This window comes from Marinobacter gelidimuriae, from assembly GCF_000372805.1.
Classification (GTDB): Bacteria; Pseudomonadota; Gammaproteobacteria; order Pseudomonadales; family Oleiphilaceae; genus Marinobacter; species Marinobacter gelidimuriae.
Window position 1 is genome coordinate 22,375 of record NZ_KB889886.1, and the last position, 15,293, is coordinate 37,667.

The 15,293-nt window shown below is 53.5% G+C and carries 19 protein-coding genes and 2 pseudogenes; 13 read left to right on the forward strand and 8 right to left on the reverse strand.

The features are described 5' to 3' along the window. The first annotated feature begins 1 nt into the window (after position 1). Complete coding sequence (locus A3OI_RS0109610; protein ID WP_018404069.1) at positions 2–1,090, forward strand: endonuclease NucS domain-containing protein; 1,089 nt, start codon at positions 2–4, stop codon at positions 1,088–1,090. A gap of 9 nt (positions 1,091–1,099) precedes the next feature. Here A3OI_RS0109610 and A3OI_RS23150 read toward each other — a convergent pair whose 3' ends face one another. Beyond that, the gene (locus tag A3OI_RS23150; RefSeq protein WP_177313701.1) at positions 1,100–1,849 is read right to left on the reverse strand and encodes a HipA domain-containing protein; all 750 of its coding nucleotides are present in this window, start codon (positions 1,847–1,849) and stop codon (positions 1,100–1,102) included. A gap of 158 nt (positions 1,850–2,007) precedes the next feature. Between A3OI_RS23150 and A3OI_RS22725 the strand changes: the two genes are divergently transcribed. The 6 genes from A3OI_RS22725 (at position 2,008) to A3OI_RS0109635 (ending at position 5,459) form a co-directional block, all read left to right on the forward strand. Continuing rightward, positions 2,008–2,184: a hypothetical protein gene (locus tag A3OI_RS22725; protein WP_018404071.1), complete on the forward strand. Its 177-nt coding sequence runs from the start codon at positions 2,008–2,010 to the stop codon at positions 2,182–2,184. A gap of 85 nt (positions 2,185–2,269) precedes the next feature. After that, on the forward strand, positions 2,270–2,488 hold the full coding sequence (locus A3OI_RS21855) for a DUF4268 domain-containing protein (protein ID WP_155903084.1): 219 nt from the start codon (positions 2,270–2,272) through the stop codon (positions 2,486–2,488). Positions 2,489–2,578: 90 nt separating this feature from the next. Then, positions 2,579–3,187, forward strand: coding sequence for a virulence RhuM family protein (locus A3OI_RS19775; RefSeq protein WP_018404072.1), 609 nt, complete (start codon positions 2,579–2,581; stop codon positions 3,185–3,187). Further along, on the forward strand, positions 3,174–3,386 hold the full coding sequence (locus tag A3OI_RS22730) for a hypothetical protein (protein WP_018404073.1): 213 nt from the start codon (positions 3,174–3,176) through the stop codon (positions 3,384–3,386). Before A3OI_RS19775 ends, A3OI_RS22730 begins: the two co-directional genes overlap by 14 nt. Positions 3,387–3,439: 53 nt before the next feature. Then, entirely contained in the window at positions 3,440–4,642 is a 1,203-nt protein-coding gene (locus A3OI_RS0109630) for a Fic family protein (protein ID WP_018404074.1), read from the forward strand. A gap of 280 nt (positions 4,643–4,922) precedes the next feature. Then, positions 4,923–5,459, forward strand: a complete 537-nt coding sequence (locus A3OI_RS0109635; protein WP_018404075.1) for a shikimate kinase — start codon at positions 4,923–4,925, stop codon at positions 5,457–5,459. Positions 5,460–5,469: 10 nt separating this feature from the next. Here A3OI_RS0109635 and A3OI_RS19780 read toward each other — a convergent pair whose 3' ends face one another. The 6 genes and pseudogenes from A3OI_RS19780 to A3OI_RS23155 form a co-directional block, all read right to left on the reverse strand. Further along, the gene (locus tag A3OI_RS19780; protein WP_051078081.1) at positions 5,470–5,715 is read right to left on the reverse strand and encodes a hypothetical protein; all 246 of its coding nucleotides are present in this window, start codon (positions 5,713–5,715) and stop codon (positions 5,470–5,472) included. A 72-nt stretch (positions 5,716–5,787) separates the two neighbouring features. Beyond that, entirely contained in the window at positions 5,788–6,210 is a 423-nt protein-coding gene (locus A3OI_RS0109645; protein WP_018404077.1) for a PAS domain-containing protein, read from the reverse strand. Positions 6,211–6,299: 89 nt separating this feature from the next. Then, entirely contained in the window at positions 6,300–6,497 is a 198-nt protein-coding gene (locus tag A3OI_RS0109650; RefSeq protein WP_018404078.1) for a hypothetical protein, read from the reverse strand. A 126-nt stretch (positions 6,498–6,623) separates the two neighbouring features. Continuing rightward, positions 6,624–7,426: pseudogene (locus tag A3OI_RS19785) on the reverse strand (RNA-guided endonuclease InsQ/TnpB family protein); the annotation flags it as partial. Between the two features lie 128 nt (positions 7,427–7,554). Beyond that, positions 7,555–7,746 (reverse strand): annotated as a pseudogene (locus tag A3OI_RS24435) (deoxyribodipyrimidine photo-lyase); the annotation flags it as partial. 113 nt (positions 7,747–7,859) lie between these two features. Next, positions 7,860–8,015: a hypothetical protein gene (locus A3OI_RS23155; RefSeq protein ID WP_007349376.1), complete on the reverse strand. Its 156-nt coding sequence runs from the start codon at positions 8,013–8,015 to the stop codon at positions 7,860–7,862. A gap of 202 nt (positions 8,016–8,217) precedes the next feature. Here A3OI_RS23155 and A3OI_RS0109665 point away from each other — a divergent pair, with 202 nt between their 5' ends. Next, positions 8,218–9,420, forward strand: coding sequence for a M24 family metallopeptidase (locus A3OI_RS0109665; protein ID WP_018404079.1), 1,203 nt, complete (start codon positions 8,218–8,220; stop codon positions 9,418–9,420). Positions 9,421–9,544: 124 nt separating this feature from the next. On the opposite strand, the gene A3OI_RS0109670 is transcribed toward A3OI_RS0109665, so the two are convergent. Further along, positions 9,545–10,783: a multidrug effflux MFS transporter gene (locus A3OI_RS0109670; protein ID WP_040475005.1), complete on the reverse strand. Its 1,239-nt coding sequence runs from the start codon at positions 10,781–10,783 to the stop codon at positions 9,545–9,547. A gap of 281 nt (positions 10,784–11,064) precedes the next feature. On the opposite strand from A3OI_RS0109670, the gene A3OI_RS0109675 reads away from it, so the two are divergent. The 5 genes from A3OI_RS0109675 to astE all read left to right on the forward strand — a co-directional run bounded on the left by A3OI_RS0109675 (position 11,065) and on the right by astE (position 15,281). After that, complete coding sequence (locus tag A3OI_RS0109675; protein WP_018404081.1) at positions 11,065–11,838, forward strand: ABC transporter ATP-binding protein; 774 nt, start codon at positions 11,065–11,067, stop codon at positions 11,836–11,838. 128 nt (positions 11,839–11,966) lie between these two features. Continuing rightward, positions 11,967–12,716 (forward strand): transporter substrate-binding domain-containing protein, encoded by a 750-nt coding sequence (locus tag A3OI_RS0109680; protein WP_018404082.1) that lies wholly within the window; start codon positions 11,967–11,969, stop codon positions 12,714–12,716. Positions 12,717–12,767: 51 nt separating this feature from the next. Then, positions 12,768–13,472 carry an ABC transporter permease gene (locus A3OI_RS0109685; RefSeq protein ID WP_018404083.1) on the forward strand — a complete coding sequence of 235 codons (705 nt, stop codon included), beginning with the start codon at positions 12,768–12,770 and terminating at the stop codon, positions 13,470–13,472. Positions 13,473–13,475: 3 nt separating this feature from the next. Next, on the forward strand, positions 13,476–14,198 hold the full coding sequence (locus A3OI_RS0109690) for an ABC transporter permease (protein ID WP_018404084.1): 723 nt from the start codon (positions 13,476–13,478) through the stop codon (positions 14,196–14,198). Between the two features lie 27 nt (positions 14,199–14,225). After that, entirely contained in the window at positions 14,226–15,281 is a 1,056-nt protein-coding gene (gene astE, locus A3OI_RS0109695) for a succinylglutamate desuccinylase (RefSeq protein WP_018404085.1), read from the forward strand. Positions 15,282–15,293: the final 12 nt, after the last annotated feature.

The following is a 15,293-nucleotide window of genomic DNA, read 5'->3' on the forward strand; positions in this document are numbered from 1 at the left end:
GATGGCAATCGAACAAGGCATCTGGCGCATTGGCGACCAGCCAAAAAAGCTCAAACCCGCCGCCCTGGCAGACGAAGCGTTGCTGGAAGACCAGGTGATGAAGGACATGTCCATTCTGAATTCGGACTGGCTCCTCATCGGCCGTCAGGTGCGCACCAGCTACGACAAGCTCATCGACCTGCTGGCCATGGATGCCAACGGCTCCATCATCATTGTTGAGCTCAAGCGAAATAAGACACCTCGTGATGTGGTTGCGCAGACCATCGACTATGCCTCCTGGATAGCCAACCTCTCCGATTCGGACATCGTGGACATCTACCTTAACTTCGCGAAAACCTACCAGCTTAAACACCAAACGCTGGATGAAGCCTTCGCCGCTAAGTTCCGAACGTCTCTCTCGGACATCACCATCAACGACAGTCACCAGATGGTTGTCGTCGCGACCTCGCTGGATGCGAGCACCGAGCGCATCATCAACTACCTGAACGAATACGCTCAGATATCTATCAACGCACTCTTCTTCGCAGCCTTCGAAGACAACGGCCAGCAGTATCTGAGCCGCGCTTGGATGATTGACCCGGATGAAAATCAGGAGCGTGCCGTGACTAAGGGTAAGAAGGAGCCCTGGAACGGCGAGTTTTATGTCTCTTTTGGTGATAACCGCCCATGGGAGCTTGCAAGAAAGCTCGGTTTCATCGCCGGCGGTGGTGCCAATTGGTACTCCAAAACCCTATCGATGCTCTCAGAGGGCGACCGAGTGTGGGCAAACATCCCGAAGACCGGCTACGTTGGCGTGGGCATAGTCACCGGCGAGCGTGAACGAGCGGATCAATTCGAGTTTGATACCCCCGATGGCCCGCTCACCCTTCAACAAATGGAAGACACTGGGATCTATAGTCACCTGGATGGAGAGGCTGACGATGAAACGGCAGAATATCTCGTCCCGGTGCGTTGGCTGAATACCGTTCCGAAAGACCGAGCCTTTAGTGAAGTTGGGCTCTTTGGCAACCAGAATACGGTCTGCAAACCGACAACGCCGAAGTGGAGTCACACTACCAATCGACTTAAACAGGCTTGGCATATCCAGTGAGCAAAGAGGTCACGGTGGCTCATCGAAGGGGTGCATAAGCTCAAAACCGTCGTCCGGCAACTTGGCGCCACTATAGCCCAATAAGGCGAATTCACTAATGTCGGCGTCAGCCGGAATAGCCCGAAGCTCAAGATAACGGCTAAAATCTCGCCTGGTGCGCGGCGGCAGGCGGCGCGTGAACGCCTCCATCACTTGATGACGGTGCTCTACCTGCTTCAGCGGAAAGGCCGGATAACCCTGGAACCCTACCTCTTTGGCGCGAGCCATCTCAGTTCCAACACTGTACTGGAGCACCACATGGCCACCTTGCTTTACCAATTGCCCAACACGATACCGGGAGCGCTTTTGACTCTCTCGTGCCTGCCAAAAAAGCAGCAGTCGTTGTGGTTCAACCAGATGTTCAATCAAGCGGGTCATGTCAGTTCTCCAGGGCCTGCAGTAGGCGTTAAACTCGTTCGGATCACGCACCATGCGTTGCATTTTCTCGGGTTGCAACTCATGGCCGAGACTGGTTCCGTTGTCAAAATATGGTGCAAACCTCGCGGTAGGGCTGTCTTCTGTCCAAATCAGACCCCAGTTCTCTTGATGCCTGTCGGTATTACCAATTAAGGCGTCAAAACAAAGACCTAGCCCCCAGTAAAGTCGCCAATCATGAGAGAGCCATCCGCCTCGCTCCAGTACACGGCTTAACGTAATGATAGTGGATAGATTGTGTCGCTTGCCTTTCTCCCGATCGTAGTCAGGAATGCGGCGTTGCATGCAGTCTCCGCCTGGGAAAAAACGCTCATCGTTTTCGTCGTTGTACCCTAAAAACCATTCGTTTACGGTGAGTATCTGGTTGGGGAAGACCAGGGTCAGTATGAGTTTCGCTCCGAACAAGAGTTAGTGGGCGAATTTGCGAGTATTCGTAAGGTCAAATGGCGAGGGCGCGTTTCCCGAGACCAGCTTTCTACGAAGCCGAGCAAGCAACCATACCCGTCACGCTCATCGACATCGATCTATTGGCGGACTTGGTAGTGGCGAATTATGAGCAGTTCGACATAGAGGGCCAGCGACTTATGCCGCTGATGAAAGTCTACTGGCCAGCAGAGTGAAGTGAGTCGCACTTTAAAAAGTCGATTTCCGTGGATACCAAGCCTGGATACCCGAGCCCAGCTACTCAAAGCTTAACAGCTGAAAATGCCTAATCGTAAGGCCTGCCGCATCCAGTACGAACAACCCGCAGATGGTTACAATAATGCAAACTGGCCAGAGATGATCCAGTGGTTGGTTGAACACATGACCCGGCTAGAGCAAGCCCTGAGCGGCCCACTGGAGAAGATTCGACAGCAGTTGAGAAACACCGATCTGAGCAGTGGGTCATCTGACCAGAATACAGAACTACTAAGAAATGCTTAGTAGTTCGCTGAAATAGCAGGAATAGCTGTCTGGCCGGGCTCTAAGTACACGCTATACTGTGTTATTTGAGTAAAACGACAAGGAGATGTCATGACTGAACAACAAATACGGATTTTTACCTCAAACGATGGCCAAGCCCAGCTTGAAGTGGCGCTGGAACAGGAGACGGTTTGGCTTCATCAAAGTCAGATGGCTGCATTGTTCGACACCTCAACGGATAACGTCGGTTTGCACCTGAAGAACATCTATCAAGAGGGTGAACTGAAGGAAGTTCCAACTACCGAGGATTTCTCGGTAGTTCGGCAGGAAGGCAAGCGACAGGTTCGCCGGAGCATCACACACTACAACCTGGATGCCATAATATCCGTTGGCTACAGAGTCAGCTCAAAGCGCGCTACTCAGTTCCGGCAGTGGGCCACGCAGGTACTGAAAGATCACCTGGTTCAAGGCTACACCCTGAACCAGCGCCGGCTCACCGAGCGCGGCATAGAGTTCGAGCAGGCCGTTAATCTGCTAAGCCGCACCCTGACTAATCAAGGCTTGGTTTCCACCGAAGGCGAAGCCGTTGCCCGGGTAATCAGTGATTACGCCCGTTCATGGAGCCTGTTGCAGGGCTATGACGAACAGCAGTTGGCTGAAGTGGGTATCAAGCAACTTGATATGCTGGCACGATCAGGCGTTTCTGGTGGACTTCGTTAAACAGGAACCCGTGCAGGCAGACGACCGGGACAAATTGCGCCAGCTGCTGGCTGAACGTGAATTCGCCGGAATCATCTTCACCACAGCACAGAAGTTCGCCTTACTGAATAACGAAAACTTCATAATAAACCGGCCAATTATCCGGCCAAAATCACTTCGCATCATGCCAAGAAAAAATAATAAAAATGATCTACAATAAACAGATAGCAGTACTTATCTTATAAATACAGTGGTTATAAAACCGGCCAAACCATGACATCGAAACTTGCCATCACTCCCTTTACCCCCCAAGAATCCGCGCTTCAACAGCATGGAATTTTTGACCTGGTGACTCAATTGGATCGCCAAGCAGCAAAGCTGACGGGGATGATACCGACCCAAAGTGCCGATACAATCCGTTGCCACATGGCCGTCATCAATTCTTATTACTCCAACCTTATCGAAGGAAACCGAACCCTTCCCCATGAGATTCGGGCGGCTCAGCGCGGGCACTACAGCGACGATCCGGTTAAACGTGATCATCAAATAGAGTCGGTCGCGCACATTAGGGTTCAGAAATGGATTGAAGGCCAGGAACTGACACTGAAAACAGTTTGTTCTACGGCGTTTATTCTCACGCTTCACCGTCGGTTTTATGAGGGGCTTCCAGAGTCCTTGCGACAGCTACGCGATGAAAACGAAATCGTTGCAATGGTTGAGCCGGGACAATGGCGGCAACAGAATGTGAAAGTCGGGCGGCATGTTCCTCCTGATGCCAAAGGTCTGGCGAGTTTGATGGAGGGGTTTTGTGATGAATACCGATCTGCCCGCTATCCAGGCAACAGCCGGCTGATCGGCCTTGCTTGTGCTCACCACCGATTTTTATGGATTCATCCGTTTATGGATGGGAATGGTCGAGTCGTTCGGTTATGGACCGATGCCCTCTTTCGGGCGGAAGGTTTGGAGAGCTACGGTATCTGGAGCCTCAGCCGAGGCCTGGCTCGCCAATCTTCAGACTACAAAGCAGCTCTGGCACAGGCAGACTATCCAATGCAGGGCACGAATGATGGTCGCGGCCCTTTGAGTCAGGAGCGCTTAACACTGTTCTGCAAGTTTATGCTGGAAACCGCGCTGGATCAGGTGAACTACATGTCGGACATGCTTGCCTTGGATGGATTGCTTACCAGAATACGGGGCTATATCGACGCTCGAAACGATGGCCGCGTTCCTGGAATGACCGGGAAGTACAAACCGGTTACAGCTCTATTGCTCTACAATGCGTTCCTGGCAGGATCTCTGGAACGGGCTGATGCCATCGATCTAACGGGGATGCCTGAACGAAGTGCTCGACGATTGCTTGCGCAATTAAAAGAGGAAGGCCTGCTCAGCGAAACCAGCAGCCGATCACCTCTAAAATGGGAGATCCCCGAGCATGCAGAGCCATTTTATTTCCCGCAGCTTGCACCAGGTGCCTAGCATTAGCCACGCGTACTAAAGAACACTGCATAATCAAGCGCCAACATTGAGCACGCGATTGTCCATTTTTTAAAAACTACACTCTGAGGTTTTCATGTTTTCTGGATTGAGCTCTGTTTTCCGATCATTAATGCGGCTGAGTCTTGTTTCTCAGATTACCATCGGCATTGCTGCCGGTGTACTGTTCACCGCGGCTGCCTGTCGACGGGCGGAAGCCCGGCAAGAAGGGTAAGTGTTGAAGATTGAAGGTTGAGCGATATACAAAATCAGGGTGCACGACATGCTAGCAGAGTCCCATAACCTCATTTTTGTTGGTATGCCCGGCAGCGGTAAAAGCACGGTGGGTGTGCTGGTTGCCAAGAGACTCGGACTGGGCTTTATCGACACCGATTTATTGATACAGCAAGAAACCGGCCGTACGCTTCAGAACATCGTTGACCAGGATGGATACGTTGCCTTGCGGAAAGCAGAGGAACAGATGCTGTTGAACTTGAATGTGCAACAGCACGTCATCAGCACGGGTGGCAGCGCCGTCTACAGCGATGCGGCCATGAGGCACCTCAAGACCGGAGGCACCGTTGTCTTCCTCGATATCTCTCTGGATACAGTGTTTGCGCGGATTGGTGACTATAGCTTGAGGGGTATCTCAAAAAGGCCTGACCAATCGCTTCTTGAGCTTTATGAGGAGCGCTCCGCCCTGTATTCCCGCTATGCAGACCTGACGGTCCGGGGAGATTCTCTGAGCCAGGAGCAGGTTTGCGACGCTTTGATAGCCAGCCTGCACAGCATTAAGAACCCGGCGGCCCCAAACAGCTAAGTCGCTGGCGTCACGGCACCATGTCATCTGGATCAACTAGCTGGGAATATTTAAGCTCCAGAATCACATTGTCTCGATCAGCATTGGGCGAATGGTACTCAGCAATCCCCTCGTCCAGACAAACAAGACCGCGGGACAAGCCAAATCTGGCAGCAACCAGAGGTGTAATTGCAGAGATACCCCGCTCTTCCAGCGGGTCACCTTGTGTGATGAGGAGCTTTGGCTTTTGTATCTGCTTTTGGCCCCAGTACGACATGAGTCGTTCTGAGACCTCAGCTGCGACATAAGCAGGATCCTGGGGGTCGCCCAAACCAAGACCGAACTATTTTTAAGCCGGCTCCACCATCACAAGAATGCGCCTGACCATGCCTTTATTGATTCTTACCGGCAGATAACGCGCATTCAGCCAAACACCCTGCCCGCTTGCATCAAGATTCAGAAAGCGCCCATTCTGTGCAACGCCAATAACCAGACTTCGCCAGAACACGATGTATTCTTCGCTACGGGTATAGGCGCTCTCGCATAGCACACGGTGATGCTTCCCGGTTAACTCTTCAGCCTTGTATCCGAGCAGCGCAAGGAATGCGTCGCTTACCCGGCCAATCAGGCCATCCGGGGTAAGCACCAGAACGGCCGAGGATTCTTTAATGGCCTCGAAATCCGCCTCCAGCTCGATAATCCGCTTTTCGGCAACCTCAAGCTTGTCGAGAGCAGCCTGCAGTTCTTGTTTTTTCCTACCAAAAAATGCCATCAGATAGCCTCTTCATGCAAAAGGAGAGCTTTGGAGAACGGGCGCAGCTGGCGGTTCGCATTAAACGATGCGTGTTAGAAGATGTGCGATCAAATGGTGATGAGAATGCCGCCGCTTGCCAGGATGATCACCACCGCCGCCCAAGCCGGTAATTTCCATACGCTTAAAAGAAGAAAGCCGGTCAGTGCCAAAGCAAATTCGTAGGGGCCCAGAATGGCGCTGGTCCACACCGGCTGATAAAGCGCCGCGCCCAAAATGCCCACCACGGCTGCATTGGCACCACTCATCACCGCGCGCGCGACCCCAGCGGCGAAACCGATTCCAGTGCGGCAACACCGCTACCAGCAGCAGCATTCCAGGCAAAAAGATCTTGACATCCTCCCCGCCCTGAAGGACGGGGATTCCTGCTGCGCTCAGGCATGGCATTGAGCCATCCCTGAGTCGCTTCGGTGGGTTCCTGTTGCTGACGGCATTACCGCACCGTTCACTTCACAGGCTAACCGGGCATGACCTGCCCTTAGAATATTGATTGCGGCGTTGAGGTCTGCATTTTCAGCATACCCACATTCAACACAGTCGAATTGCGATTGAGTCTTGCGATTCTCTGCGGAAATATGACCGCAGGCCGGACACGTCCGGCTGGTGTTACGAGGGTTGACGGCAAACACTTCACCGCCCAGCCACGCCTGCTTGTATTCCAACTGGCGGCGGAACTCGCCCCAGCCCTGATCGAGAATCGACTTATTAAGGCCGGATTTGGCTTTTACGCTTCGTCCTGGTGCCTCAAGTGTGCCGCTTGCTGACTTGCTCATATTCGTGACTTTCAGATCTTCGATTACGACCATCGCGTGGTTTTTGCTGATGATGTTCGAGGTCTTGTGGAGAAAGTCATTGCGGGTATGAGCAACCCGTTGATGCAACTTGGTGATACGGGCCTTCGCCTTTTCCAATTGCGGCTGAATTTGACCTTGCGGCTCATGCGTCGCTGATACTTTGCCATCTTCGCAGCGCGGGTACGCAGCGCATTGACCGGCTCGAACATCGTGCCGTCAGAGAGCGTCGCGAATAGCGTGATACCCGCATCGAGGCCGACTATCGACGTTGATGGATGTATTGGCTGCCCAACTTCGCGCCCGGTCTGAATGCTGGCGTACCACTTGCCAGCCACACAGGAAACGGTGATGTTCTTTGCCAGTCCGATGATGCCACGGCTTTTGGTATTCCCTTCGGATCACAAGACGGAAACGGCAGGGGCGCAAATCGCTCGGCTAGGTCGGTGCCAATAGGGTCACGAAGCTTGGACGACACGGAGCAGGCAAAATAAGGCGGGATCGACTGAATATCGCGATCAAGCTCTTCAAGAGTTTCCTGAATGAATAACTGATGCTGCCTTGAAACGTCTGGCTGCTGAATCAGCTCAGGCTCATGACAGTAAAGAGGGAGCACTTTTCCCTTGTTGCGGAAGGCTCGCATGCTTTCAAAAAAAGGCTCTGAGTCCTGAAGCCTCAGGTTGCGTTTAAGCCAGAATATCTGCACCCATCAATTCCCGTAAGGCGTTACTCTGCTAATCAAAGGCAGGTCAGAAAATGGATCTGTCCCGCCTCTGAAACGAAGGACGTTGAAACGGAGGACTTTCGTAAAACAGCCGGTCAGGCCGCCTTGCGAAAATCCTCCATCCTTGTGGTTTTGTCACGGCTGCGGCGGTATTTACTTTTGTTCTCCACTACCCGCATCTGGTACTTCGGGGTTCTGAGTTCGCGCTGAACCGCGCTGTGTTTTGTCGGCTGTGCTTTCTTTTTCGCCATCGCTATTTCTCCATTGGTTTTTTCTGGTTGAACGGTCTAATCATAACACCCTCCGGTTGTTGCGCGGCATATGGGTTATTACGATGAGCCTGTTACTGAGTCGGATTAATTGCCATAGCAATCCAAACCCTTTTTTCTTGCAAACTGGACATGAATGAACGACTAATGAGGGCCTGCTTCCGCAACGGCGAGCGATCATCTTATGGATTACCTTACCTACCGCGAAAAACTGCAAAGCCACTTCCCCGAGCCCGTACTGGCGTTCAAGCCGGACGAATACGAGGCAAGGCTCGCCTCTGTTCGTCAGAGAATGGCCGAAGCCGAACTTGACCTGTTACTACTGACCGAAGCCAGCGAACTGTGTTATCTGACCGGATACACGACCTTCGAGGTCTCGGTCCAGTGCGTGCTGCTAGTCACGTTTGATAGAACCGTGCTGTTCGTGCCGGCCATTGAGATGGGTCCTGCCGTGTATCTGAGCCGGGTGGACGACGTTATCGGCTATCCATGGCAGGCGCCCGAAACAGTGGCAAGCGATCTGGCTGTTCAGGTGCGCCGCACGGCGGGAAGCACAGCGCCGCGAATCGGCTTTAACCCCTGGGCGGGCTCTTTTCGGCCGGGACTGCTTTCGGCGCTCAAGAACACGTTAGACGCCGCCACATTTATCGATTTCGGCGCACTGATCGACCGTGTTCGACTGGTTAAGTCATCCGCCGAACTGGCTTATCTTGCTGAAAGCGCCGCCATTACCAACGCCGGTCTAAACGCAGCAACAGCCGTGACAAAAGCGGGCGTGGTCGACCATGAAATTGCCCGGGCTGGTGCCAGCTCCATGCTGGGGGCGGGCAGCGAATTCATGAGCATGCAACCAATTGTGACGACTGGCGCGCGCAGCGGCATCATTCATACCAATCATGCGGGTTATGAAGTTGCACGCGGAGATGTGGTGTTCACTGAATTCGGTGCGGTTCGCAAACGCTACACCGCGCCTATGATGCGTACCGCCGTCGTTGGCGAAGCTTCCGCCGAAATTCGTGAATTTCATGCGGTCTGTCTTGAAGTTCTGGCAGCAGTGATGTCAGCCGCGCGCGCCGGGGCAAGCTTCGCCTCGGCAGCCCGTGCAGGCGAACTCGCGCTAGCGCCAATCGTCGACCGCGCGTTTTTCTCCGGCGTGTTTGGCTACCCGGTCGGTGCGTCATTTCCGCCATCCTGGGTCGCCGGCTCCATGTTTATTACCACAGACAACCCGGCAATTCTGGAGCAAGACATGGTGTTTCATCTGCCAATCTGCCTGCGCAAGCCGGGCGAGTTTGGCGTCGGTTTCAGCGAAACGGTCCGCATTACAGCCACCGGGGCCGAACGCATCACTAACAATACGCTGTCTCTCAGGGAAGTCTTCCTGTGAAGGCAAAACCGTATTCCGGTTTCTGCCTTCTTGATAGTACCTTGCAGTGTTCTTGACCGGCATCAATCAGCGCATCCTCAGAGGACCTACACTGAGTTTGAGCAAACAACTCAACAAGCTGCCGTTAGCTTGGGGTTGAGGGTTCGGGTAACACAGCGGCACCGGCAACAGCTTCGTTTTTTGCAACCTCGCGGCGAACCGCCCGCGGCGCACCGAATGCCAGTATGGCCGCCAGCATTGAGCACACCGCCATCACAATCACTACGTTCAACACAGACTCTTCCACCACCGTGGTAGAAAACGCACTGATGGCGCCGGCCAGGGTGAATTGAGTAGCGCCCAGCATCGCCGCAGCCGTGCCTCCCAGGTGCGGAAAAAATTCCAGAGCATTCGCCATATTATTGGGAATGATGGAACCCATAAAGCCCACGGCCGTCACAATGCAGCCGGCAATGACCCACCAGGGAGCCCCAACCCAAGCCAGCGCAACTAATACCAGCAACGCGATGAACTGCAACAATACCGATACCCGCAAAATCGATACCGCCTCGAAATACCTTAGCAAATAACGGTTAAATATGTTCAGGCTGGCCATTAACACAATATTGGCGGCAAACAGCGCAGAAAACAGGGTATTGGAGAGGCCAAACCATTCCTGATAGATAAAGGATGCGTGAGTGATAAACACCATCATAGCGCTGAAACACAGCGCTTGTATGGCAACAAAACGCATGGTCACCCAATGCCTCAGAACCAGACTGTAATTTGTAACCAGAGTGGATACCGGAGTTTTGACCCGCTCTTTGGCAGGCAGCTGGCGAAACAGGCGCAGCTTCAGTACAACGGCTAGAAACACCGCGTAACCCGTCAGCATCAGGAATATCGCCGGCCAGTCGGCCACTGCCAACAAAATTACCCCGAGAGTGGGCGCCGCTGCCGGAGCTATAAACATAACCAGGCCAATCAGACCAAACAGCCGAGCTGCATCTTTGCCGTGAAACTGGTCGCGCACAATAGCCGGCACAGACACCGCGCAAAAGGCGCCCCCCATGCCCTGCACCAGTCGCCAGCCCAGCATTTCGTTCAGGCTGCTCGCTTGTGCAACCATGGCTGCGGCAACGGCGAACACAAACAGGCCGCCGAGCAAAATAATCTGTCGACCGTAGCGGTCAGACAACGGTCCACCCACCAATTGCGAAAGACCCAAAGCCCCTACATAAACGCTCAGGGTAAGCCCGACATCAGTGTGGTCAACGTTCAAATCCGTGGCAATCTGCGGGAACGCAGGCAGGTAAGCATCTAAGGCTAGGGGCCCGAGCGCCACTGTCATTCCCAATAAAATTGCCAATTGTAATTGTGACACGCGCATTTGCCTTTTCAGTAGTGCCAGCCCTCACGCGGACTGGTCGGTATTTTCGGTAACAAACTCGCTCTGGACACAGTGCCAGTTTGGCAAACTATCGAGCATTCAAAGGGCACGCAGCCGTAAATTATAGCATGCTCACGAAAATGCGTTATTGCGAAACCAGAGTGTGTCCTTAAAGTGTTTGCATTAAGGCAAACCAGACCGTATAAAAAGTGTTGATTTACACTGGCACAGTCCGTAAAACAGACGCCTTTGATGTGTAGCCTCAGGAGCCACCGATGGCGGACCAAGCGCCCTTGATCTGTAGGGATATTTGCAAAACCTTCGACAAGCTTGAAGTGCTAAAAGGCATTTCGCTGGAAACTCAAAAAGGCGATGTTGTATCGCTGATTGGCAGTTCAGGTTCCGGCAAAAGCACCTTTTTGCGCTGTATTAACCTGCTGGAAACGCCAACGTCCGGCGAAATTATTGTGCAAGGCGACCCAATCCGCTTTGCGCAGAATCGCAAAGGCGAGCGCATTCCCGCCGACAACCATCAGGTAGAACTCATACGCGCCAAACTGTCGATGGTGTTCCAGGGTTTTAATCTTTGGTCACACATGACCGTACTGGAAAACATTATTGAAGCGCCCATTCACGTGCTGAAGGTACCCAAAAAGGAAGCCATCGAGCGCGCGGAAGGCTATTTGCACAAAGTAGGCATTTACGAGCGCAAAGACTATTACCCGGCGCAGATGTCTGGTGGCCAGCAACAAAGAGCCGCGATTGCACGAGCCCTGGCGATGGAGCCGGACGTCATGCTGTTTGACGAGCCTACCTCGGCGCTAGACCCGGAACTGGTGGGCGAAGTGTTGCGGGTTATGCAGAGCTTGGCTGAAGAAGGCCGCACTATGATTGTGGTTACCCACGAAATGGCCTTCGCCAAAGACGTTTCAACCAAGGTGCTGTTCCTGCATCAGGGCGTCATTGAAGAACAGGGTTCACCGACGAAGGTATTCGACAACCCGGAATCTGAGCGGATGCAGCAATTTCTGGCTCCCAAGTTCGGATAACCGGTGTTATCGTGTTTTTCGTACTTCATTTTCTGTATCGTGTTTTTGTACCATTTTTCTGTAATTCGTGCTGTATGCGGCGTAGTGATAAAAAAGCCATTAAAGGCAAACCACTGGAGAGTTCACCCATGAAAAAAATTCTGATTGCCGCTAGCTGCGCGCTGGCCATGCTGACGGGTTCTGTACAAGCCGAAGACAGCATCCGCATTGCTTTCGACGTGCCCTACGAGCCGTTCGAATACAAAGATGAAAACGGCGAACTCACCGGCTTTGAAGTCGAGCTGGCTGCAGCCATGTGCGAAGAAATGAACGCCAAGTGCGAGTTTGTCATCCAAGCCTGGGACGGCATGATTCCTGGCCTTTTGGCGCGCAAGTTTGACGCCATCATGTCTTCCATGTCGGTCACCCCGGAGCGCGCCGAGCGCGTACTGTTCTCCAAGCCTTACTACAACACACCGGGCGGCTGGTTTGCGGCGGAAGGGTTTGATATCGACGTAACCGACATGGACGCCATGAAAGACAAGTCTGTAGGCGTACAGCGCGGCACCACCATGGATACATTTGTCACTGAAAACATGACCGGCGTTGTAAACATCAAGCGTTACAACACCGCCGGCGATATGGTTCTGGATCTGGAAGGCCAGCGCCTTGACGTGGTATTTGTAGACTACCCGGTGGGCGAACAGACCATCAAAAACAAAGACGGTTTTATTGAAATTGGCGAGTCAGTGAAGCTGGGTGAAGGCGTTGGCGTTGCCATGCGCAAGCGCGACACAGACCTGGCCAAACGTGCCAACAAAGCGCTGGACACCCTCAAGGAAAACGGCACTTACGATGCCATCATGAAGAAATACTTCGCTTACGACATCAAGGTTTAATCATGCCTTCGGGGTGGCCGCTCTGGCCACCCCGGATTACCGGAATATTTCATGCTTGATCTGAAGGGTTACGGCCCGGAACTGCTTGCCGGCGCGATGGTAACCATGGAACTGGCGTTCTTGTCGCTGGCCGTATCGCTAATCCTAGGCCTGGTTGGAGCCTCTGCCAAGCTGTCGGACAACCGACCATTGCGAGCCATAGCGACCACCTACACCACCTGCATTCGCGGCGTCCCAGACATAGTGATGATGATGCTGTTCTATTACGGCGGTCAACTGGCGGTGAACAGCCTGTCTGATGTGTTGTGGGAAGCCTACGAAATCGACTTCTTTTTTCAATTCGACCCTTTTATTTCCGGCGTGGTCACCATCGGTCTTATCTTTGGCGCCTACATGACCGAAACCTTCCGCGGTGCATTTCTAGCTGTAGACACTGGCCAGATAGAAGCTGCCCGGGCTTATGGATTTTCACGCTGGCATACCTTTCGACGTATTATATTTCCGCAAATGCTGCGCCATGCTCTGCCTGGCATTGGCAACAACTGGCAGGTATTGCTGAAAACCACCGCTTTGGTATCCATTATCGGCCTGACCGACATGGTGAGAGTGGCTGAAGAAGCCGCCAAAGCCGAGCGCATGCCGTTCCACTTTTTCATCCCCGTGGCCTTTGTTTATCTGTCGCTGACAGCGGTTTCCGAGCTGTTCATCAAGTGGCTGGACATTCGCGCCAATGTTGGCGTGGTGCAAAGGAGCTGATTTATGCCAGACCTCATCAGCCAGTGGCTGAACCAGAACGATATCTTCACCGTCATGACCCTTCTGGAATACTGGAATGGCCTGGTAACCACCGTACACCTGGTGTTTTTGTCGTTGCTGATTGGCCTGGTGATTGCCTTACCGCTGGCGATTCTGCGCACCGTGCGCAATCCGTTCGTGTCTGGCCCGATCTGGGTCTTCACCTACCTGTTTCGCGGCACGCCGCTGTTGATTCAGCTGTACATTATTTACTACGGCATTGCCCAGATTCCCGGTATTCAGGAAACCTTCTGGTGGCTCATCTTCCGCGAGCCTTTTTACCCGGCCCTGCTGGCATTCACCCTTAATACTGCGGCCTACACCACCGAAATTATCCGCGGTGCCATTATCGCCACGCCGGTGGGTGAAATTGAAGCGGCCAAAGCCTACGGTATGAGCTGGATGCTGCGTATGCGCCGCATCATTCTGCCCAACGCGGCACGCCGTGCGGTTCAGGCCTACTCGAACGAAGTGATTTTTATGCTGCACGCCAGCGCTATTGCAAGCGTAGTAACCATGGTGGATTTGACCGGCGCCGCGCGCAATATATACGCACGCACCTACGCACCCTTTGACGCATTCATATTCGTCGCGCTGATTTACCTGATGCTGACTTTTATACTGGTGTTTGTGTTCCGCAAACTGGAAAACCACCTGCTACGGCATCAGCGCCCGGTAAACTCCTGACGAGGAATTCCTGCTAAAGAGCAACCAATGACCGCCAGCAGCGCATTTTTTAACAGCAAACAAGACTGGCTAAGCCACACTCTGGAAAACGCCAGCAAAGCCCTTCCCCAATGCCGCCATGGGTTGCTGGGCGGGGGAGAACTGGTGCAACTGGGCACCGGCATTTTACAGGTTAGCCCGCCAGTAGGCCGCCAAAACACCCATCAAGACGCGATGATGATTTCTGCCGGTGTTCACGGCAATGAAACCGCGCCCATCGAAGTGCTGAACCAGCTGGTTAACGAACTGCTTAGTGGCGCCTTACAGCCTGCCTGCCCCGCCTTGCTGATACTCGGCAACCCGCAGGCCATGGTAACGGGCAAGCGCTTTATTGACGCCAACCTGAACCGACTGTTCAGCGGCGCACACCGGCGTGACGAAGTCCGTCAAACACCAGAAGCCGAGCGCGCGCTGCAGCTGGAACAGCTGTGCCAGACATTCGCCGAGCAAACGCAGGCACGGGGCCTGGCGTTGAGCCACTACGATCTGCACACCGCCATACGTTCTTCTCAACGGGAGAAGTTCGCACTCTATGCGTTTGTGGCCGGCCGCCAGGTACCTAATGAGCAGTGCGCCTTTTTACTGGAAGCGGATGTGCATGCCCTGTTGCTGCAACACAAAGCGGGCACCACCTTTGCTTCATTTTCGTCATCCGCTCTGAACGCCCAAAGCTTCACGGTAGAGCTGGGCCAGGTAAAACCCTTCGGCCAGAACGATCTGAGCCGTTTTCAAGGGTTTTATAACGCACTGGAACGGCGCCTGGCCGGATTACCAGCGCCAGCTTCTGCAGCCACAGCAGGCGGCCTACAAGAGCTGGCTGTATTTCAGGTGGTTCACGAAATCCTGAACAGCGGAGAGGGTTTTCAGTTTCACGTGCCGGATGACGTGGCAAACTTCACCGAATACGCCCCGGGCACTGTCATTTGGGAAGACAGCAATCAACGCTACTGCGTAGGCGGGAAGCCCGAAGCCATTGTGTTTCCAAACCGCGATGTGCCCGTTGGCCAGCGTGTGGGATTGCTGGTGTCCCGACTGGCTGTTTGAACGTTCCATAAA